20 protein-coding genes and 2 tRNA genes are annotated in these 18,812 nt (G+C 70.6%); 11 read left to right on the forward strand and 11 right to left on the reverse strand.

Annotated elements, in window-relative coordinates; genetic code table 11:
• Positions 1 to 61: 61 nt before the first annotated feature.
• From gyrB to JOF43_RS23115, 3 genes are read left to right on the forward strand one after another with little or no spacing between them, the layout of a single operon-like run.
• Positions 62 to 2,164 (forward strand): DNA topoisomerase (ATP-hydrolyzing) subunit B, encoded by a 2,103-nt coding sequence (gene gyrB, locus JOF43_RS03835; protein WP_209899341.1) that lies wholly within the window; start codon positions 62 to 64, stop codon positions 2,162 to 2,164.
• A 31-nt stretch (positions 2,165 to 2,195) separates the two neighbouring features.
• Complete coding sequence (gyrA, locus tag JOF43_RS03840) at positions 2,196 to 4,991, forward strand: DNA gyrase subunit A (protein WP_209899344.1); 2,796 nt, start codon at positions 2,196 to 2,198, stop codon at positions 4,989 to 4,991.
• Positions 4,992 to 4,994: 3 nt separating this feature from the next.
• A complete protein-coding gene (locus tag JOF43_RS23115; RefSeq protein WP_209899347.1) occupies positions 4,995 to 5,552 on the forward strand; it encodes a DUF3566 domain-containing protein in 558 nt (185 codons plus the stop codon).
• 115 nt (positions 5,553 to 5,667) lie between these two features.
• Here JOF43_RS23115 and JOF43_RS03850 read toward each other — a convergent pair whose 3' ends face one another.
• Positions 5,668 to 6,144 (reverse strand): aminoacyl-tRNA deacylase, encoded by a 477-nt coding sequence (locus tag JOF43_RS03850; protein ID WP_209899350.1) that lies wholly within the window; start codon positions 6,142 to 6,144, stop codon positions 5,668 to 5,670.
• A 64-nt stretch (positions 6,145 to 6,208) separates the two neighbouring features.
• Between JOF43_RS03850 and JOF43_RS03855 the strand changes: the two genes are divergently transcribed.
• Complete coding sequence (locus tag JOF43_RS03855) at positions 6,209 to 7,000, forward strand: hypothetical protein (protein ID WP_209899353.1); 792 nt, start codon at positions 6,209 to 6,211, stop codon at positions 6,998 to 7,000.
• 6 nt (positions 7,001 to 7,006) lie between these two features.
• On the opposite strand, the gene JOF43_RS03860 is transcribed toward JOF43_RS03855, so the two are convergent.
• From JOF43_RS03860 to JOF43_RS03875, 4 genes are all read right to left on the reverse strand, one after another.
• On the reverse strand, positions 7,007 to 8,542 hold the full coding sequence (locus tag JOF43_RS03860) for a molybdopterin-dependent oxidoreductase (protein ID WP_209899356.1): 1,536 nt from the start codon (positions 8,540 to 8,542) through the stop codon (positions 7,007 to 7,009).
• Positions 8,542 to 9,411: an anti-sigma factor gene (locus JOF43_RS03865; RefSeq protein ID WP_209899359.1), complete on the reverse strand. Its 870-nt coding sequence runs from the start codon at positions 9,409 to 9,411 to the stop codon at positions 8,542 to 8,544. The genes JOF43_RS03860 and JOF43_RS03865 overlap by 1 nt, the downstream gene beginning before the upstream one ends.
• Positions 9,408 to 10,013, reverse strand: a complete 606-nt coding sequence (locus JOF43_RS03870) for a sigma-70 family RNA polymerase sigma factor (RefSeq protein WP_245354007.1) — start codon at positions 10,011 to 10,013, stop codon at positions 9,408 to 9,410. The genes JOF43_RS03865 and JOF43_RS03870 overlap by 4 nt, the downstream gene beginning before the upstream one ends.
• A 99-nt stretch (positions 10,014 to 10,112) precedes the next feature.
• Positions 10,113 to 10,775 (reverse strand): fasciclin domain-containing protein, encoded by a 663-nt coding sequence (locus tag JOF43_RS03875; protein WP_209899362.1) that lies wholly within the window; start codon positions 10,773 to 10,775, stop codon positions 10,113 to 10,115.
• Positions 10,776 to 10,982: 207 nt separating this feature from the next.
• Here JOF43_RS03875 and JOF43_RS03880 point away from each other — a divergent pair.
• The 5 genes from JOF43_RS03880 (at position 10,983) to JOF43_RS03900 (ending at position 13,020) form a co-directional block, all read left to right on the forward strand.
• Positions 10,983 to 11,056: transfer RNA gene (locus tag JOF43_RS03880), tRNA-Ile, on the forward strand.
• 20 nt (positions 11,057 to 11,076) lie between these two features.
• Positions 11,077 to 11,235, forward strand: a complete 159-nt coding sequence (locus JOF43_RS03885) for a DLW-39 family protein (RefSeq protein ID WP_209899364.1) — start codon at positions 11,077 to 11,079, stop codon at positions 11,233 to 11,235.
• A gap of 52 nt (positions 11,236 to 11,287) precedes the next feature.
• Positions 11,288 to 11,360 (forward strand) — tRNA-Ala (locus JOF43_RS03890).
• 168 nt (positions 11,361 to 11,528) lie between these two features.
• Positions 11,529 to 12,299, forward strand: a complete 771-nt coding sequence (locus JOF43_RS03895; RefSeq protein WP_245354008.1) for a CHRD domain-containing protein — start codon at positions 11,529 to 11,531, stop codon at positions 12,297 to 12,299.
• Between the two features lies 1 nt (position 12,300).
• Entirely contained in the window at positions 12,301 to 13,020 is a 720-nt protein-coding gene (locus tag JOF43_RS03900; protein WP_209899367.1) for a class F sortase, read from the forward strand.
• Between the two features lie 20 nt (positions 13,021 to 13,040).
• Here JOF43_RS03900 and JOF43_RS03905 read toward each other — a convergent pair whose 3' ends face one another.
• The 6 genes from JOF43_RS03905 to JOF43_RS03930 all read right to left on the reverse strand — a co-directional run bounded on the left by JOF43_RS03905 (position 13,041) and on the right by JOF43_RS03930 (position 16,792).
• The gene (locus JOF43_RS03905) at positions 13,041 to 13,370 is read right to left on the reverse strand and encodes a nuclear transport factor 2 family protein (RefSeq protein WP_209899370.1); all 330 of its coding nucleotides are present in this window, start codon (positions 13,368 to 13,370) and stop codon (positions 13,041 to 13,043) included.
• A gap of 78 nt (positions 13,371 to 13,448) precedes the next feature.
• Positions 13,449 to 14,006 (reverse strand): hypothetical protein, encoded by a 558-nt coding sequence (locus JOF43_RS03910; protein WP_209899373.1) that lies wholly within the window; start codon positions 14,004 to 14,006, stop codon positions 13,449 to 13,451.
• On the reverse strand, positions 14,003 to 14,893 hold the full coding sequence (locus JOF43_RS03915; protein ID WP_209899376.1) for a hypothetical protein: 891 nt from the start codon (positions 14,891 to 14,893) through the stop codon (positions 14,003 to 14,005). Before JOF43_RS03915 ends, JOF43_RS03910 begins: the two co-directional genes overlap by 4 nt.
• The gene (locus tag JOF43_RS03920; RefSeq protein WP_209899379.1) at positions 14,893 to 15,459 is read right to left on the reverse strand and encodes a signal peptidase I; all 567 of its coding nucleotides are present in this window, start codon (positions 15,457 to 15,459) and stop codon (positions 14,893 to 14,895) included. Before JOF43_RS03920 ends, JOF43_RS03915 begins: the two co-directional genes overlap by 1 nt.
• Before the next feature lie 44 nt (positions 15,460 to 15,503).
• Positions 15,504 to 16,169, reverse strand: coding sequence for a SipW-dependent-type signal peptide-containing protein (locus JOF43_RS03925; RefSeq protein ID WP_209899382.1), 666 nt, complete (start codon positions 16,167 to 16,169; stop codon positions 15,504 to 15,506).
• Positions 16,169 to 16,792 carry a SipW-dependent-type signal peptide-containing protein gene (locus JOF43_RS03930; RefSeq protein WP_209899385.1) on the reverse strand — a complete coding sequence of 208 codons (624 nt, stop codon included), beginning with the start codon at positions 16,790 to 16,792 and terminating at the stop codon, positions 16,169 to 16,171. The genes JOF43_RS03925 and JOF43_RS03930 overlap by 1 nt, the downstream gene beginning before the upstream one ends.
• Positions 16,793 to 16,948: 156 nt before the next feature.
• Here JOF43_RS03930 and JOF43_RS03935 point away from each other — a divergent pair, with 156 nt between their 5' ends.
• Positions 16,949 to 17,638 carry a response regulator transcription factor gene (locus tag JOF43_RS03935; protein WP_209899386.1) on the forward strand — a complete coding sequence of 230 codons (690 nt, stop codon included), beginning with the start codon at positions 16,949 to 16,951 and terminating at the stop codon, positions 17,636 to 17,638.
• The gene (locus JOF43_RS03940) at positions 17,635 to 18,774 is read left to right on the forward strand and encodes a sensor histidine kinase (protein ID WP_209899389.1); all 1,140 of its coding nucleotides are present in this window, start codon (positions 17,635 to 17,637) and stop codon (positions 18,772 to 18,774) included. The genes JOF43_RS03935 and JOF43_RS03940 overlap by 4 nt, the downstream gene beginning before the upstream one ends.
• The last annotated feature ends 38 nt before the right edge of the window (positions 18,775 to 18,812 follow it).

Here is an 18,812-nt window from a genome sequence, read left to right on the forward strand (position 1 = left end):
CCGGACCACCCTCGGCGCTCTCCGGGCCGAGGGACCCCAGGACTGCGAGGAGCCACATCAGGTGAGCGACAGCGACCGACCCCTTCCCGACCAGGACGCGCCTCCGGCCGTCCCGGACCCGTCGCCCGGCGAGACCGCCGGGGAGCGCGCGGCGCACGCCCCGGAGCACTACGAGGCGTCGGACATCACCGTCCTCAAGGGCCTCGAAGCGGTCCGCAAGCGCCCCGGCATGTACATCGGCTCCACCGGTGAGCGCGGCCTGCACCACATGGTCCAGGAGATCGTCGACAACTCCGTGGACGAGGCGATGGCCGGCCACGGCGAGACCATCGAGGTGACGCTGCTGGCCGACGGCGGCGTGCGCGTCGTCGACCACGCCCGCGGCATCCCCGTGGACATGCACCCCACCGAGGGCAAGCCCGCCGTCGAGCTCGTGCTCACGGTGCTGCACGCGGGCGGCAAGTTCGGCGGCGGCGGCTACGCCGTCTCGGGCGGCCTGCACGGCGTGGGCTCCTCCGTGGTCAACGCGCTGTCCATCCGCATGGAGGTGGAGATCCGGCAGAAGGGCCACGTGTGGCGCCAGTCCTACTCGCGCGGCGTGCCCGAGGCCCCGCTCGCCCAGGGCGAGGAGACCGACGAGACCGGCACCACGATCAGCTTCTGGGCCGACGAGGACATCTTCGACGAGACGGTCTACGACTTCGAGACGTTGCGCAAGCGGTTCCAGCAGATGGCGTTCCTCAACAAGGGGCTGCGCCTGACGCTGACCGACGAGCGCCCGGTGGAGGAGGACGAGACCGAGGACGAGGATCTGGTCGACGTCGAGCTCGAGGCCGAGGGCGTGGAGCAGGACTCCGGTCCCCGCTCCGTCTCCTACCTGTACGAGCGAGGCCTGCAGGACTTCGTCGAGTTCATCAACACGGCCAAGCGGGCCGAGGTGATCCATCCCGAGATCATCTCCTTCGAGTCCGAGGACACCGGGGTGCACATCTCCGTCGAGGTCGCCATGCAGTGGACCGGGGCGTACTCGGAATCGGTGCACACCTACGCCAACACGATCAACACCCACGAGGGCGGCACCCACGAGGAGGGCTTCCGCTCGTCGCTGACCTCGATCGTCAACCGTTACGGGCGCTCCCAGGGCCTCATCAAGGAGAAGGACGCCAACCTCACGGGCGAGGACATCCGTGAGGGCCTGACCGCCGTGATCTCAGTGAAGCTCGGGGAGCCGCAGTTCGAGGGCCAGACCAAGACCAAGCTGGGCAACACCGTGGCCCGCACCTTCATGGTCAAGGTGATGACCGACCAGCTGCAGGACTGGTTCGAGTCCCACCCGGCAGAGGCCAAGTCGATCGTGCTCAAGGGCCAGGCTGCCGCGGCCGCCCGCGAGGCGGCCCGCAAAGCCCGTGACGCCACCCGGCGCAAGTCGCCGCTGGAGACGGGGGGCATGCCCGGCAAGCTGCGCGACTGCTCCTCGCGCAACCCCTCCGAGTCCGAGATCTTCATCGTCGAGGGCGATTCCGCCGGCGGCTCCGCCGTGCAGGGCCGCGACCCGCACACCCAGGCCATCCTGCCCATCCGCGGCAAGATCCTGAACGTGGAGAAGGCACGGCTGGACCGCGCCCTGGACAACCAGGAGGTCCGCTCGCTGATCACCGCCTTCGGCACCGGCATCGGCGACGACTTCGACGCCACCAAGCTTCGGTACCACAAGATCATCCTGATGGCCGATGCCGACGTCGACGGCCAGCACATCTGCACCCTGCTGCTGACGCTGCTGTTCCGCTACATGCGGCCGCTGATCGAGCTGGGCCACGTGTTCATCGCGATGCCGCCGCTGTACCGCCTGAAGTGGTCCAACGCCCCGCACGAGTACGTGTTCAGCGACGACGAGCGCAACGAGCGCCTCGAGGCCGGCCGCGCCGCCGGTCGCCGCATCCCCAAGGACAACGGCATCCAGCGCTACAAGGGTCTGGGCGAGATGGACTGGAAGGAACTCCAGACCACCACGATGGACACCGCCTCGCGCACGCTGAAGCAGGTCACGGTCGACGAGGCCGCGGACGCCGACACCATCTTCTCCGTCCTGATGGGCGACGACGTCGAGTCCCGGCGCCGCTTCATCCAGGAGAACGCCAAGGACGTCCGCTTCCTCGACATCTGATCTCGGCCCCTTTCGAAAGGCCTTCCGCACCATGAGCGACACCCCGCAGGACCCCCACAACCCCGACGAGACCCCGGAGCTGCCCGACGCCGTCCCCGGTCAGGTCACCCCCGAGGGCAGCCAGGAGATCTCCGGCGCCGAGGCGGCCGAGCGCACCGTCACCCTCGTCGACCCCCTCGACGAGGGCGAGGTCGACCGCATCACCCAGGTCGACCTGAACCAGGAGATGCAGCGCTCCTACCTCGACTACGCGATGAGCGTGATCGTCGCCCGCGCGCTGCCCGACGTGCGCGACGGCCTCAAGCCCGTCCACCGGCGCATCGTCTACGCGATGTTCGACGGCGGCTACCGCCCCGACCGCTCTTTCTCCAAGTGCGCGAAGGTCGTCGGCGAGGTCATGGGCAACTACCACCCCCACGGCGACAGCGCGATCTACGACGCCATGGTGCGTCTCGTGCAGCCGTGGTCGATGCGCTACCCGCTGATCCTCGGCCAGGGCAACTTCGGCTCCGCCGGCGACGACGGCGCCGCGGCCCCGCGATACACCGAGTGCAAGATGGCCCCGCTGGCCCTCGAGCTGGTGCGCGACATCGACCAGGAGACGGTCGATATGCAGGGCAACTACGACAACACGGTCGACGAGCCCGTCGTGCTGCCCGCCCGCTTCCCGAACCTGCTGGTCAACGGCTCCGCCGGCATCGCCGTGGGCATGGCCACCAACATCCCGCCGCACAACCTGCGCGAGGTGGCCGACGCCGTCCAGTGGCTGCTGAAGAACCATGAGGCCACGAAGCCGGAGCTGCTCGAGGCCTGCCTGCAGTTCATCAAGGGCCCCGACTTCCCCAGCGGCGCCACCATCGCCGGCACCCGGGGCATCGAGGACGCGTACCGCACCGGTCGCGGCTCCATCACCCAGCGCGCCGTCGTCTCCATGGAGGAGATCAACGGGCGCATGTCCCTCGTGGTCACGGAGCTCCCGTACCAGGTCAACCCCGACACCCTGGCGCGCAAGATCGCCGAGATGGTCAAGCTCGGCAAGATCCAGGGCATCGCCGACATCACCGACGAGACCTCCGGACGGACCGGTCAGCGCCTGGTCATCACGCTCAAGCGCGACGCCGTCGCCAAGGTCGTGCTGAACAACCTGTACAAGCACACCCAGCTGCAGGAGAACTTCTCCGCCAACATGCTGGCCCTGGCCGGCGACGTGCCGCGCACGCTGTCGATCGACTCCTTCGTGCGCGAGTGGACCAAGCACCAGATCGACGTCATCGTCCGCCGCACCCGGTACCGCCTGCGCAAGGCCGAGGAGCAGATCCACATCTACCGCGGCTACCTCAAGGCGCTCGACGCGCTCGACGAGGTCATCGCGCTGATCCGGCGCTCCCCGGATGCCGACCAGGCCCGCGACGGTCTGATCGAGCTGCTGGAGATCGACGAGATCCAGGCCAATGCGATCCTGGCCATGCAGCTGCGCCGGTTGGCCGCCCTGGAGCGCCAGAAGATCATCGAGGAGCACGACCGGCTCCAGGCCCTCATCGAGGAGTACACCGCGATCCTGGCCTCGCCGGAGCGCCAGCGCGAGATCGTCTCCGAGGAGCTGCAGGAGATCGTCGACAAGTACGGCGACGACCGCCGCACGCAGATCATGCCCTTCGACGGCGACATGTCGATGGAGGACCTCATCCCCGAGCAGGACGTGGTCGTCACCATCACTCGCGGCGGGTACGTCAAGCGCACCCGTGCCGATCAGTACCGCGCCCAAAAGCGCGGCGGCAAGGGCGTGCGCGGGGCCTCCCTGCGCGCGGACGACGTGGTCGAGCACTTCTTCACCACCACCACCCACCGCTGGCTGCTGTTCTTCACCAACCAGGGGCGCGTCTATCGGGCGAAGGGCTATGAGCTGCCCGAGGCACCGCGCGACGCCAAGGGTCAGCACGTGGCGAACCTGATGGCGTTCCAGCCCGACGAGCACATCGCCTCGGTGCTCGCGATCGACACCTACGAGGACGCCCAGTACCTCGTGCTCGCCACGCGGTCCGGCCTGGTCAAGAAGACCCCGATGACGGCCTTCGACTCCAACCGCACCGGCGGCATCATCGCGATCAACCTGCGCGACATCGACGGCGTGGACGGTCCGGAGCCGGACCGTGTGATCGCGGCCCGCTCCGTGGACGCCGACGACCACCTGCTGCTGGTCTCCCGCAACGGCCAGTCGGTGCGGTTCCCCGCCGCCGACGACGTGCTGCGCCCGACGGGACGCGCCACCAGCGGCGTGACCGGCATGAAGTTCCGGCACGACGACGAGCTGCTGGCCATGGACGTGGTCCGTCCCGAGCAGTACGTGGTGACCGTGACCGACGGCGGCTACGCCAAGCGCACCACGATCGACGAGTACCGGGTGCAGGGCCGTGGCGGACTGGGTATCCGGGTCGCGAAGCTGCCCGACGACCGTGGCCACCTTGTCGGTGCCGCTGCTGTCGACGAGAGCGACGAGCTGCTGGTGGTGATGGAGAAGGGCCGTGTGGTCCGCTCCCGTGTCGCCGAGGTCCCCTCGAAGGGGCGCACCACGATGGGCGTCGTGTTCGCCAAGCCCGGCAAGAGCGACCGCATCCTGCTCGTGACCACCAGCCCCGAGTCCGAGCTCGAGGAGGACGAGGAGAGCGTCGCCGAGGACGGCGCGGCGCCGGAGCTGACCGAGGGCGCTGAAGATGTGGAGATCGCCGACGCCGAGGGGTCGGAGCCAGGGTCCGTCCTGTCGGATGATCTAGGCTCGGACGCATCCGACCCGTCGCCGTCCGGCGATGACGACCCGAACGAGGAGTGATCCGTGAGCACGAGTGATTCGAGGACGGCCACCGGCACGTCCGCGCCTCCGGAATCGACCACCAAGCTCCCGTCGTTCCAGGAGGAGTCGCCCGCCTCGGAGCAGCAGTCGATCGGCTCCGGCACGGGCTCCGCCGCCAAGGGCGCGAGCCGCAGCCCGAAGAAGCAGTCCTCGGACAGGCCGGCCGAGACCGAGAAGCGCGGCCCGCGCCGGGTGCGCCTGACCCTGGCCCGGCTCGATCCGTTCTCGGTGATGAAGCTGTCGTTCCTGGTGGCCATTGCCATCGGGATCGCGACCGTGGTGGCCGTGGTGCTGCTGTGGAACCTGGTGGACGCGATCGGCCTGTGGTCCCAGGTCGACCAGCTCGGTCGTGATCTCAACGGCGGGGAGCCGCTGCCGTTCATGGAGTTCTTCCAGTTCTCCAAGATGGTCAGCTACGGCACGATCGTCGCGGTGGTGAACGTCGTGATCATCACGGCGCTGGGCACGCTCCTGGCCTTCCTCTACAACCTGGTGGCGGCGCTGCTGGGCGGACTGAAGATGACCTTCACCGACGAGTGACCGCAGGCGCCGCTGAGGCGCCCGGCCCTCGAGTAATGCACCGGCACGACCGATCTGCGCCCGCGCACCGGTCGTGCCGGTGCATTACTGCGAGGAGGGACGCGTCTGGCGCCGCTCAGCCGTGGAGCTCGGCGACGTCGGCGATCCGCGCGTCGAGGTGGGCGAGGGCGGCCTCGGCGTTCACCGTGGCCGCCACACCGTGGGCGCCGGCGCCGATCGAGATCCGTCGTGCCGCGTCCCCGGCCAGCGAGGCATCGGCGACCACGGGCCAGGCGGTGGTGGCGCCGAACGGGGTGATGGTGCCGCACTCGTACCCGGTGACGTCCCGGGCGACCTCCTTGTCCGGCATCGACAGTCGGTTCACCCCGAGCAGTGCGCGCAGCCGCGGCCAGGAGATCTCCCGGTCCCCCGGTACCAGCACGAAGAGGTAATCGCCCTCGCCGCGGCGGACCACCAGGGTCTTGACCAGGTCGCGGGGCTCGATGCCGCGGGCGGCCGCCGCCTCCGCGAGGGAGCCCACGCGGCCGTGCCGGGTGATCTCGACGTCCAGTCCGGAGGCCTCCAGGGCCGCGATCGCGCGCTGCTCGCTCATTCCACCACGATAAGCGCGTCGGCCGGGCGCGACGCCTCGGCGGCGTGCTCGCTATGGTCAAGGCATGTCCTCCTCCTCGACACTGCACGCCCCCACCGTTCCGGACGCCCCGGAGGACTACCCCTGGACCGGGCGGGCGGTGGGCTCCGCACTGCTGCTCAGCACGGGGATCGCGGACCTCGATCCGCCCGGCGGTGCGGACGCCCCCGCCGAGCAGCAGGCGCGACCGCTGGTGGACGTCGCCGCACTCGACGCGGGGCTCGCCGCCGACGGCGCGGCCCCGCTGGCCGAGCGCACCCTGGTGGTGGCCGTCGGTTCCAACCAGACCCCGGCGACCATCGCCCGCAAGTACGCCCGCTCCGGCCGGGACCTCCACCCGGCCACGCCGTTCGTGCGCTGCACCATGCATCATCTCGCCGTCGGCCATTGCGCCCACATCTCCGCGCGCGGCTACGTCCCCGCCGCGCCGTACCGCGCCGAGGGGGAGCGGATGGAGCTCGTGGCCACCTGGTTCGACCCGGGGCAGCTCGCCGTCGTCGACGAGACCGAGCCCAACTACGACCGCCTCCGCCTCGAGGCGGAGAGCTTCCCGGTGACCCTCGCGACGGGGGAGCGGCCGAAGCACGTCGACGTCTACGCCTCGCGGTGGGGCGTCCTCGCCCATGAGCAGCCGATCCCGCTGCGTCACCGCCAGCAGGAGATCTTCGACGAGCTGGTGGCTCTCACCGGGTCCGACCTGCTGCGAGGGGACGCGGCGGAGATCTGCGGCCGGCTCGAGGCGAACCCCGAGGCCCTCCGGACCCTGGTGCGCGAGCACTCGCTGGTGGCCGACGACGGACTGCCCCGACCCACCTGAACGGCCTCATCCCACCGTGAAGTCGATCCGGTGCCAGCCGCTCGCGCCGTTCGGTGCCGGAGGGGCCTCCTCGTCGGTCTGCAGCTCGCCCTCACCGTCTCTCGCGCGCACCGTGGCCGCGTGATCGCCTGAGGTCGCATCCTCCCAGCGCAGGGACCATTGCACCCAGGTGTCGTCGCTGACCTCGGCGCCCAGCTCCGCCTCCCGCCAGTCCCCGTCGTCGATCCGCACCTCGACGTGGGCGATGCCCCGCTGCTGCGCCCAGGCGGTGCCGCCGAGCATCACGGCGCCCTCCGCGTCGGGCGTGAGCGTCGCGAAGGAGCGCGGCACATCGATCCGGGAGGCGATCTTGATCGGGCCCCGTTCGGACCAGCCGCGCGTGGACCAGTAGGCGGTGTCGTCCGCGAAGCGGGTCACCGTGAGCTCGGTCAGCCATTTTGTCGCCGAGACGTATCCGTACAGCCCGGGCACGACCATGCGCACCGGGTAGCCGTGCTGGCGCGGCAGCGGCTGCCCGTTCATCCCGACGGCGATCAGCGAGTCCCGCTCATCGGTGAGCGCCTCGAGCGGCGTGGAGGCGGTGAACCCGTCGACGGAGCGAGAGAGGACCATGTCGGCCCCGTCCTTCACCCCGACCCGCTCGAGCAGGGTGCGCACGGGCACGCCCAGCCAGGTCGCGTTCCCGGCGAGATCCCCGCCGACGGAGTTGGACACGCAGGCCAGCGTCACATGCTTCTCGATCATCGGTTCGGCGAGCAGCTCCTCGAAGTCCAGCGTCAGCTCGCGATCCACCAGTCCGTGGATCCTCAGCTGCCAGCTGGTGGGGTCCACGCGCGGCACGGCGAGTGCCGTGTCGATCCGGTAGAAGTCCTCGTTCGGGGTGACGTACGGCGGCATCCCCTCGAGGTCCACCTGGGCGTCCTGCGGGATCGGCGTCGCCGTGCTCGCGGGCTCGGGCAGCACGTACTGCGCCGCCCGACGGGTGATCTCGCGACTCGCGTTCGCGCCCCGGGCGATGGCCGCGCCGATCACCGCGACGACGCCGAGCGCCCCCACGCCGACCAGCGTGCGGCGGCGCCCCCAGGCCGTCCCGTCCGCCGCGGGGCTGACGGCACGGAGCAGCACGACCAGCAGCGGCACCGCGATCACGGTCCCGCTCGCGGTGGGGATCGCGTCGGGCGCGCCGTTGCCCGCCCGGGTCAGCACGATGATCGTCGCGAAGAGCCCGAGCGCGGCCAGCAGGGCGGCGGCGAGCCGGGGCCGACGGGCGCCGAGGGCGCCGGTGAGACCGGTCAGCAGGACGTACACGAGGCCCATCGAGGCGAACAGGACCAGTTTGTCCCGCGTGCCGAACAGGCTGATGGCCAGGTCCTTCACCCAGGGCGGGATGATGTCGATGAAGCCGCCGCCGACGGCCACGAAGGGCGCTGAGGAGGAGCTGAAGGCCAAGGAGACGAGCTCCGCGACGGCCACCAGCACGAGGCCCGCGACCACGCCGGCCACCACGGACCACCAGCGCAGCGGGCGGGCACCGGCGTCCATCACAGGTCTCCGGCCGCGACCACGGGGAGGGTCGGCTGCTCAGAGCCCCCGGACGGTTCGACGGTGAGGCCGAGCTGCCCGTCCGCCGGGATCTCATCGCTGACCATCACCGCCTGATCGGATCCGGTGACGAGTCCAGCGCTCCGTGCGCCCTCGTCGTCGATCAGCCACAGCTGGTACGTGCTGTCGCTGGGAAGGTCCGGCAGGTCGGCGGGCTGGACCAGCATTGCCTGCTCGGCCCGCGAGTACATCAGGTTCAGGGCGCCGCCCGTCTCGGCCGGTACCGTCATGTGCGCGGCGTCGTCGGCCGCCATGATCGTCGAGACCATCTGCTGTTCCTGCTCGGCCTCCGCCTGCGCGGACTCCATGGCCTCGATGGTCGCCTGCGAGTCCTCCTGGGCGGCTCGCTCCGTGCTCCACAGCCCGACGCCGGTGACGGTCGTGACCATCAGCGCGGCGGCGGCGACGGCCAGCCAGCGCGTGCGCCGCGCGGAGGACCGATAACGGTCCAGGGACACGACGTCCCCGTCCCGCACGCCCTCGGACGACGGGTCAGCGGGCGATTCCGCCGCACGATGGGTGTGGACCGGTCGGGGGGCGTCGTGCGGAGTGTCCTGGGAGTCCTGTGCGGGCTCCGGGGGCAGCTGACGGGTCTGCGCGATCCGCGCCATCAGCGAGTCCTTGAGCTCCGGTCGCGGTGTGACGGGCTCCAGCCCACGGGCCAGCTCACCGGCCGTCTCCTCGAAGGAGCGGGCCTCGTCGGCTGCCGCCGGATCCTGGTCGAGATATCCCTCGACCCGGGCGCGCTCGCTCTCGTCCAGGGCGTTCAGCGCCCAGGCACCGGTCATGTCGTACTGCCGCTCGTTCACGAGGTCACCCCCATTCTGTCCCGCAGGACGATCATGCCGTCTCGGATCCGAGTCTTCGCGGTCCCGACGGGGATGTCGAGCAGGGTCGCCACCTCGCGGTGGCTGTAGCCCCCGAAGTAGGCCAGTCGGATCGCGTCGGACTGCAGCGGTGTCAGCGAACGCATCGCCGATTCCACCCGCTGTGCCTCCACTCTCACGATGCCTTCCTCCTGGACGTCGACGACCTTCTCCTCGATGATTCTCAGCCCTTCGTCGGAGTCGCGACGCCGCGAGGCATCGCTGCTCCGGACGGTGTCCACCGCACGACGGTGGGCGATGGTGCACATCCACCCGTGGGCCGAGCCGCGTCGGCCGTCGAACCGGGTGGCCTGCTTCCAGATCTCCACGAACACTTCCTGCAGCACCTCCTCGCTGATGGACACATCCCTCACCACGCGCTTGATGAGCGCGAACAGCAGCGAGGAGGTCTCGTCGTAGAGGCGGGAGAACGCACCTTCGTCGCCGAGGGCGACGCGGCGCAGCAGATCGGCGAGGGGTGGGTCGGCGCTCTCGGCCGCGCCGACCGCCCTCATACCGGGATCACCCGAGGTGTCGGGAGGCATTCACAGCTCCTTCGGTGAGGGAGGGAGCAGAGCGGGCGATGGCGGTCGCGATCGTCCCCACCGCCCGCCCGCTCGGCACCTCAGTGCAGTGTGCTCTGTTCAGGCGGCGTCCGCCATCGCCGGGGGCATCAGAACGGTATCGACCAGGTAGACGGTGGCGTTCTGAGTCTGCACGCCGCCGCAGATCACGGCGGCATCGCCCACCTTGAGGTCGTCGCCTTCGCCGGTGACCTCGACATCCTCGCCCTGCACCGTGGTGTGGGTGCCGGCGATCTCGTCGGGGCCGATCTGTCCGGGCACCACGTGGTAGGTGAGCACGTCCGTGAGGGCCTCGGAGTCCTCGGCCAGCGCGCCGAGGTCTTCCTCGGGGATCTCCGCGAAGGCGTCGTCGACCGGGGCGAACACGGTGAACTCGTCACCGTCCAGAGTTCCGGTGAGGTCCACGTCGGCATTCAGCTCGCCCGAGACGGCCGAGGTCAGCTTCGTGAGCATCGGATTGTTCGAGGCCGCGACGCTCAGCGGGTCCTGGGCCATGCCCTCCACGGAGCCGGCGCCGTCCGGCACCATCTCCGCATAGTCGGCGCAGCCGGGGCCGACGAGGTCCGCGGCCGGATCCATGGCCATCTCGCCCCCGCCGTCGGACGCCTGACCGCCCTCCTCGGTGGAGCCCTCTCCGCCCATGCCGCTCGAGCAGGCGCTCATCAACGCGACGGTGGCCGCGAGCGCCCCGAGCTTCGGAAGCGTCATCGTGCGAGTGGTCATGACAGTCTCCTTCGTGATCCTGTGCTGACACCGGAGCGGCGTCACGCCAGGAGTTCGGAACGGGAGCCGAGCCGGATTGGAGCGGATCCGGGGACGGGCTGTGACCTCCCGTACAACCGCTCGGGGCGGTTGGACGCGGTAGGCCGGGGCGCTGTACTGTTGCTCGTCGGTGGATGAGTCCGGTCGTGGCCGGAGATCAGTCCCCATGGGCCTATAGCTCAGTCGGTTAGAGCGCTGTCCTGATAAGACAGAGGTCACTGGTTCAAGTCCAGTTAGGCCCACTTCGAGGATCGGAGGACTCGTGAACAAGCTCGTCAGCTACGCCGCCGTCCTGATCGGCTCGACCGTCGCCGGTCTCCTCGTCTGGCGGAAGGTCGAATCGGACCGCACGCGCAACGATCTGTGGACCGAGGCCGAGCGGATCTCCGAGGAACAGGACGCCACCGAGGCCCGCGGCTGACCCGGCCGCTCCCACCCGCATCTGCCTCACGCAGAGGGTGACAACTCGATACGGGGACTTAGCTCAGTTGGTAGAGCGGTAGCTTTGCAAGCTTCAGGTCAGGGGTTCGATCCCCCTAGTCTCCACGAAACATCAGGTCAGAGGCCCTTTCCCGAAACGGGAGAGGGTCTCTTCTCGTCCGTTTGCCTCACATCGTCGAACTCCACCCAATCCGATGCCCCGTGTGCTCCGAACCACTCCTGGATCGCCGCCCCCGACGGCCGCAGGGCCGTCCGGCGTCCGACGAAGGAGTCATGATGCGCACGAAGACGAAGCGAATGCTGCCCCTCCTCGCGGCCACCGCCATGCTCGGCACGTTCGGTGCCTCCGGCGCTGCGCTGGCGGAGGGACCGGACACCACGACCCTCGAGGCGAACCTGACCCAGCTGAACGACTCGGGAGCCTCCGGTACCGCCTGGGTCACGGTCGAGGGCAATGAGGTCCACGTCAAGCTCGATAGCTCGGGGATGCTGACCGACTCACCTCACGCCCAGCACATCCACATCGGTGGCAAGAACCAGTGCCCCGATCCGTCGATGGAGGGCACGGGCGCCGACGGCGCGATCCGCACCATGGACGCCGCGGGCGACTACGGCGCCGTGCAGGTGTCCCTGACCAACGACGGCGACACCAGCCCGGACAGCGCGCTGGCCGTGGACCGGTTCCCCACCGGTGACGCGTCCTACGAGCGCACCTTCGAGGTGAGCGACGAGGTGGCCGAGAACCTGCGCCACGGTGACGGCTCCGCGGTCCTGCACGGCGTCGACCACAACGGCAACGGCACCTACGACGGTGACCAGATGTCAGATCTGGATCCGAGCCTGCCGTCCGAGGCGACCGATCCCGCTGCCTGCGGCGTGCTCGAGATGGGTCAGATGGAGGCGATGCCCGAGGGCGGCGCCGAGACCGGTGACGGCACCACGGCCGGCATCGAGAACTCCGGTGCCCTGCTCGCCGGTGGTGGCCTGCTGACCGCTGCCGCCGCCGGTGCCTTCGCACTGCGCAAGCGCCACGCCCAGAAGTGACATGACCTCGAAGGTGTCATCCCGCCGGGGCGGCGGCCGTCGCGTGACGGCCGCCGTCTTGGCGGTTCTCGCCCTGGTCGGCGCGGCACTGCTGGTGTTCTCGCTGACCAGTCAGGTCGGGGCGCCCCCGGAGCCCGAGCTGCGCTCGGCCGGTTCCGCCGCCTCCGATGGCGGGGGTGCGGCTCCCGAGGACGACGCGAGCTCGTCAGAGCCCACCGAGCAGCCCACGGCCGAGGACGAGACCACCTCCGCCGTCGCGGATCCACTCGCGCCGTCCGAGCCGACGAGTCTGCGGATCCCCTCGCTCGGCGTCGACGAGCGTGTCTTCCCGATCGGCCTCGGCGAGAACGGTGAGCTGCTCGCCCCACGGGGGGATCGTGCGCACCAGCCGGCCTGGTTCGAGGGCTCCCCGACTCCCGGTGAGAACGGCCCCTCGGTCATCGAGGGTCACGTGACCTGGGGTGAGGAGCCGTCCGTGTTCTTCGAGCTCGGCGGGCTCGAGACCGGTGATCGCCTCGAGGCCGAGCGGGAGGACGGCACCACGGCGACCTTCGAGGTCTACGACTCGGCCCGCTATCCCAAGGACGAGTTCCCGACCCTCGCCGTGTACGGGCGCACCCAGGGCCCCGAGCTGCGGTTGATCACCTGCGGTGGCGACCTCGGCGAGGACGGCCACCACCTCGACAACACCGTCGTCTTCGCCCGGCTCGTCGCGACCTGACGCCGTCGCGGCCGGTCGTCTCACCCCTCGCGGATGGTCATCCGCGCGACACGGCCCCCGTCGACCTCGAAGGTGAAGGAGCTGCGGCCGTTGGCGTGGTTGCTGCGCCAGTCCCCGATCACCGTCACCTGAGTGCCGTCGACGGTGACCTCCTCCGGGGTGAGCACGCCCCGGGCACCGAGGAACTCGGTGTCGCTCCAGGTCTTGATGGAGTCGCGGTCGGGGAACACCCGCCCCCAGTCGTCGACCACGCCGTCGGCGGTGAAGGCGTCGAGGAAGGCCTGCTCGTCGTGCCGGTTCACGGCCTCGACGAAGGAAGCGACGGGCTCGGGAATCTCGGGCTGGGCCATGGTGGATCTCCTTGCTGCTCGCGATCACTCAGGGTGCGAGCATGGCATGCCAGCTGAGTAGTACGCCAGGCCCGTGCTTCAGGTGCAGGCGCCGTACCCGGCGCCGAGGAAGTCGAACCCTATCGACCAGTCGTGGCTGACGGCAGAGGACGTCCACCCGCCGGGGCCGATCGCCTCGACACTCACGTCCCCCGTCCAGGTCGCGTTCCAACCACCCGTGATGCCCCAGGCTGCCGTCGACGTTGTGGCCGGTACGTAGGTCGGCGTGTTCGCGGGGATCAACGGATAGCCCTCAGAAGTCTGCCCGCTGTCCCAGCCGTTCGGCTCGGCCTGATCGACAGTGATGGTCACCAGATACCCCGAGACGGGAAGACCGTCCTCGGACGCAGCCAGATGCAGCAGATTCGGGGCCCCATTGCGGCCCTCGCACGTGGTCGCGGCGGGGGACACGGTCCCGGCGCTCGCCGTCAGCGTGCCCGTCTCCTCGGACACCCAGGCGGCGTCGGTCTGCCGGGGCGACGCCACGTCGAGCGGAACGGCGGTCGCGACGCCGAAGCCGGTGGCGATGGCGAGCACCAGACAGGCGGCCAGCGCGAGGCGCCGGCGTGCGGTCCGTCGAGAGTTCGTGGTGGTCATGGCCGGGAGTCCTTGTCGTGCTCGTCCTTCGTGGTCAGTGCGAGCCGTCCTCGACGCAGCGCGGCGCCGAGCAGGAGGAAGGCCGCTGCGGCGAGCAGCCAGACGGCCACGGCCATACCGGTGGCGGCGAGAAAACCGCGTGGCACCTGATCATCCGTCGTGTTGTCCGCAACCCCGGTGGTGCTCGAGTCGAACCCGCCGGTGGAGCCATCGGACCCGGTGGATCCGCCGGTGGACGTGCCGGATCCGGCGGTGGGCTTGGGGGAACCACCAGCAGAGCCGTTGGACCCCGTGGCGGCGCCGTCAGTCGCCCCCGGCGAGCCCTCTGACTCGTCGGCCGAGCCCCCATCGGACCCGCCGCCGGTGCCCCCACCCGGCGAGACCCCGAGACCCTCGCCCGCACCCCGCGCCTGCAGGCTCAGCGTCCCCGCCCGGGCCTGGGCGCTCTGTGGCGCGTCGGCGCGAAGTCTCACCTGCACCAGCAGCCATTTCTGGTCGGTGGCCGCCTGGGTACCGAGGTCGTAGGACTGACCGGAGGTGGCCCCGCGGTCCTCGAGCAGGGTCCTCCCGCCGGCACACTCCGTGGAGGTCGGCCGAGACGCGCAGGCCTCGACGCTCACCTCGACGTGCTCGGCGAGGGCACCGCCGACCACCAGGGCCCGCGAGATCGTCCCGTCCTCGACGTCCGGGGCCGAGACCTTCACGGCCCAGCGCATGGTGTCACCGGGGGAGAGGTTCTCCGCCCCGTCGGAGGTCACCGAGAGCAGTTCCAGGTAGCGGCCCTGCACGACCTGCTCGGTGCCCTCGGCGCGCGCGATCGTGGACATGGCGAGCAGGAGAACGAGGGCGGCGCCGAGGACGACGGCGATCCGGCGGTTCGCGGTCATCACCGGCTCCTCGCCGGCGACCGGGGCCACAGGCCCCAGATCACGAACGCGGCGGCGACCACACCGAGGGGGGCCAACATCCTGGAGGTGCCCAGCTGCGCGACCAGGGGAGCGACGCCGGGCACGGAGAAGACCATGCGGCCGACCTCGGTGACTTCGTACGGAGCGGGATCGTCCTGGTCGTTGGCATCACCGCGCAAGGTGAGAAGCCGTGCGTCCGCGGTGTCGGCCGGCTCGACTGCGACCACACGGTGCGTGACCGGCAGCTCGCCGGCCCCACGTTCCACCGTGACGATGTCGCCCACCTCCACGTCGGCGGCCTCGACCGAGCTCACCAGGGCGGCGGAGCCCACGGGGATCGTCGGCTCCATCGACCCCGAGCTGAACAGCATCACCTGGAACCCGAGGAACGAGGTGAGCACGGCGACGACGGCGCACAGCAGACCGAGCGCCGCGGCGGCCCACAGGAGCACATCGCCGAGGACTCGCACCGCACCGCGGGTTCGGGTGCGCGGACGACGCGGACGAAGGACGATGTTCTCGGCGGTCGTGACGGTCTGTGTCATGGCGAGTCCTCTCCGGGGTGAGTCTATGGGCGGGGAATGGTCGGTCAGAGCTGGGAGGCCGAGACGGACAGGCCCACCTGTGAGCCTGTGCCCTGCACGTCCTTGCCGGCGTCGCCGTCGCCGGGAGCGGCCACCCGCAGGTCCAGGCAGAGGCCCAGGGCGTCCTGGGAGTCCGCACCGATCTCGGTGCTCACCCCGTCCGTTCCGCTGCCGACCCCCAGGTAGGAGTCCGGCCCGCCGGCGAGGTAGGTCGCTCCGGCGCTGAAGTCCGTGGCGGTGCACTGGGCGGTCGAGGCCTCCCGGGCGACCACCCGGTACTCGAGCACCCCCGCGAGGGCGCCGTCGGCGGAGACGTCCTCGAGCAGCACCTGGCCGCCCCGGGTGGAGCCCGAGGCGGTACGGAGGTTGAGCCAGCCGTAGTGGGACTCGCCCGCGGTGGGGGCCTCGTAGGTCCCGCCCGGCGCGAGTCCGGTGAGGTCCGCCGCGAGAGTCGCGGGATCCCCGGGGCCGTGGTGGGCCCAGCCGGTGCCGGCTGCTTGGGACTGCGTCTCGAAGGTGCCGGCGGTGAACGTGGCCGTGGCCGCCTCCGGATCGTGCCAGGCGGCCACGGTCACGGCGCTCGCCATGCCGAGGGCGAGCCCGCCCGCCAGGATGCCGAGCACCCTGGCGGGACGGGCCGTGCCCTCTCGGGTCTCCTGGCGCGGGGACATCAGGCCAGCGAGCTGCCCGAGGTGCCGGTCAGCGTCCAGGTGACGTCGGCCTTCTCGCCCTGGTCGAGCTCGGAGTCGGCGGTGACGGTGACCTTCATGTACACCACGTCATCGAGCGCGTCGAGTTCGAAGATTCCGTCGTGGGTGGCGCCCGAGGTGACGGACTCCGAGCTGATCATCGTGTCGATCGTTTCGGTGCCTTTGATGTCGTTGACCTGCTGGATCTGATAGGTCAGGTTGTCCGCAGCGTCGCCGGTCGCCGACACGGCACCGTCCACGCTCGCCGCGTAGTCGGAGGTCTGGTTCAGACGCACCGCGTACACGGCGGTGGCCGAGTCGTGGGGCGAGAGGTTGCCCGCCAGCTCGCTGAAGTTCAGCGTCAGCGGGGACTCCGGGGCGGTGGCGTTGAAGTTCGTGCCGTCGGTGCTGCTCTCGAGCGCGAAGGAGCCGGCGGCGAAGCTGCCCTGGGCGGCTTCCTGATCGGTCCACGACGCGAGGGTCAGGACCCCGCCGAGCCCGAGCACGAGCCCGCCGGCGGTGATCGCCAGCAGTTTGCGCCGACGCTGGGAGGGCTCGCGCTCCTCGGTCATGGTCTGGGTGTTCTCGGTGTTCTGAGTGTTCATGGCCCCTGCTCCGTCCTGCCGGTTGTGCCCGGCCCTTTATGCTGGTGAGACCAGTAAGCGACAGGAACGGCCGGGTCGTCGGCGACCATGCGTGGAAACACGCAGATACTGTGGTGCCAGCTCCCGTGCACCGCGCGGGACCGGGGAGGAGAGGCCATGCGCAGCGCAGATGCTGCTCGGCGGCGCGCTCGTCCGCTGCGCGTGAGCGTCGTCGAGGACGAGGCCCTGATGCGCTCGATGCTGGCCCGGACGGTCGACGAGGCCGAGGGGATGCGGGTCGTCCACGAGCTCGACAGTGCGGCGGCCGCGCGGCTCGCGATCTCGCCGCGCAGCACCGACGTCGCCCTGCTCGACGTCAACCTCGGCGACGGCAACGGGGTCAAGCTCGGCCTCGAGCTGCAGCGCGCCGACCCCCGGATCGCGATCATGCTGCTGTCCAGCCTCGATGTGATGGGCCTGTTCCTGTCCGTCCAGGACGAGGTCAGCGAGCCGTGGAGCTACCTGTCCAAGCGGTCCTCGTTCACGCGCGACGTGCTGCTCGGGGCGATCGAGGCGACCGCCGACGGCGAGGTCGTCATCGATCCCAGCCTGGTCCAGCGCTCCCGACCCCGGGCCGGCACCCCGGTGGCCGGCCTCACCACGGCCCAGTTCGACGTGCTGAGACTGGTGGCCGAGGGCCTGTCGAATGAGGCGGTCGCCGGGCGGCTGCATCTCTCCGAACGCTCGGTGGAGAGCCACCTGCTGGCCATCTACCGCCGCCTGGGCGTCGACGGCGAGGGCGCGAACCGACGGGTGCGGGCGGTGCTGGTCTTCCTGGAGCAGACCGGACGCACGTGGCAGCGATGACCGGCATCGAGCGCGCGATCTGGTGGCGGAGGGCACGCATCGCGGCTCTGGTCGCGACCGTCAACGTGGTGGGCTTCGCCGCGGTCGTGGCCGAGCAGGCCGTCGAATGGAGCAGCTCCTGGACCGCTGCCTCCCTGATCTGGTGGGTGGGCGGGACCACCCTGGTGATCGGGCTCGTGCTGGTGGCGGTCGTGACGGCCCTGGGTGCGGTGATCCGCATCTGGTGGGTGCGCGTCGGCCTCGCCGTGGTCCTCACCGCTGTTCAGGCGCTGGTGCGCACCTCGCTGCTGCTGCCCGCCACGGAGGCCGGATCCGCGAGTCCCCGGGTGGCCGTCATCTGGGGCACCGGGATGATCGGCTACACGGTCGCCCTCGGAGCGGGATACCTGGTGGTCGCCCTGCTGGCGCGCGAGGACCGGGAGCGGGCCCGCCGCGAGGCCGAGCAGGGCAAGGCCCGCCAGGCGATCTCGGACCTGGAGGGGGAGGAGCTGCGGGTGCGACGCCTGGTCGCCGACAAGCTGCACGGGGCCGTGCAACACCGGCTGGTGGTGATCGCGAGCGGTCTGGACCGGGCAGCCGCCGAGCTGGACGGCCCGACGGCCACCCGCTGGGCGCCGACCCTGCGCGACTGGGCGCAGGACCTCGACGAGCTGCGGGAGGAGGACGTGCGGGTGCTGAGCCACAGCCTCTTCCCCTCCGGCGCGGATCTCGGCGCGTACGAGGCGATCCGGGCCCTGCTGGACCGCCTGCCCGCGAGCGTCGCGGCCTCGGTGGTGCTCGGGCCGCGGATGCAGGAGCTGGTCCACGCCCACCACGCGCCGCTGACTCTGGTGGACCGACTGGTGGTCGTGTACACGGTCGAGGAGGCCGTGACCAATGCGATCAAGCACGGCGGCGCCGAGACCGTCACCGTGCAGGTCGAGGTCGAGCAGCACACCGAGGCCCCCTGGGTCCTGGACGTGGTCATCGACGACGACGGTCACGGCCCGCAGACCGCGGAACCTGCCCTGTCGGGCCTCGCCCGGCACCGGGCCCGTGCCGAGGCCCGCGGTGGGTCGCTCGAGCTGGGGCACGCTCCCGATGGCGGCGGCCGGCTGCACCTGGTGCTGCCCTTCACCCCCGTCGTCGGTGCATGACGCTGGAGGAAGTCGGCGTACGACCGCCGTCCGGGGTG

The organism is Brachybacterium sacelli (assembly GCF_017876545.1).
Classification (GTDB): domain Bacteria; phylum Actinomycetota; class Actinomycetes; order Actinomycetales; family Dermabacteraceae; genus Brachybacterium; species Brachybacterium sacelli.

Excerpts from the sequence above, each read along its gene's own strand:
- JOF43_RS03875 (WP_209899362.1), bottom strand. The coding sequence starts at position 10,775 with ATGACCACTCGCACGATGACGCTTCCGAAGCTCGGGGCGCTCGCGGCC.
- JOF43_RS03900 (WP_209899367.1), top strand. The coding sequence starts at position 12,301 with ATGACCTCGAAGGTGTCATCCCGCCGGGGCGGCGGCCGTCGCGTGACG.
- JOF43_RS03940 (WP_209899389.1), top strand. The coding sequence starts at position 17,635 with ATGACCGGCATCGAGCGCGCGATCTGGTGGCGGAGGGCACGCATCGCG.
- JOF43_RS03855 (WP_209899353.1), top strand. The coding sequence starts at position 6,209 with ATGTCCTCCTCCTCGACACTGCACGCCCCCACCGTTCCGGACGCCCCG.
- JOF43_RS03870 (WP_245354007.1), bottom strand. The coding sequence starts at position 10,013 with ATGCCTCCCGACACCTCGGGTGATCCCGGTATGAGGGCGGTCGGCGCG.
- JOF43_RS03930 (WP_209899385.1), bottom strand. The coding sequence starts at position 16,792 with ATGAACACTCAGAACACCGAGAACACCCAGACCATGACCGAGGAGCGC.
- JOF43_RS03935 (WP_209899386.1), top strand. The coding sequence starts at position 16,949 with ATGCGCAGCGCAGATGCTGCTCGGCGGCGCGCTCGTCCGCTGCGCGTG.
- gyrA (WP_209899344.1), top strand. The coding sequence starts at position 2,196 with ATGAGCGACACCCCGCAGGACCCCCACAACCCCGACGAGACCCCGGAG.
- JOF43_RS03860 (WP_209899356.1), bottom strand. The coding sequence starts at position 8,542 with ATGGACGCCGGTGCCCGCCCGCTGCGCTGGTGGTCCGTGGTGGCCGGC.
- JOF43_RS03915 (WP_209899376.1), bottom strand. The coding sequence starts at position 14,893 with ATGACCGCGAACCGCCGGATCGCCGTCGTCCTCGGCGCCGCCCTCGTT.
- JOF43_RS03925 (WP_209899382.1), bottom strand. The coding sequence starts at position 16,169 with ATGTCCCCGCGCCAGGAGACCCGAGAGGGCACGGCCCGTCCCGCCAGG.
- JOF43_RS03895 (WP_245354008.1), top strand. The coding sequence starts at position 11,529 with ATGATGCGCACGAAGACGAAGCGAATGCTGCCCCTCCTCGCGGCCACC.
- JOF43_RS03920 (WP_209899379.1), bottom strand. The coding sequence starts at position 15,459 with ATGACACAGACCGTCACGACCGCCGAGAACATCGTCCTTCGTCCGCGT.
- JOF43_RS03905 (WP_209899370.1), bottom strand. The coding sequence starts at position 13,370 with ATGGCCCAGCCCGAGATTCCCGAGCCCGTCGCTTCCTTCGTCGAGGCC.
- JOF43_RS03910 (WP_209899373.1), bottom strand. The coding sequence starts at position 14,006 with ATGACCACCACGAACTCTCGACGGACCGCACGCCGGCGCCTCGCGCTG.
- JOF43_RS03850 (WP_209899350.1), bottom strand. The coding sequence starts at position 6,144 with ATGAGCGAGCAGCGCGCGATCGCGGCCCTGGAGGCCTCCGGACTGGAC.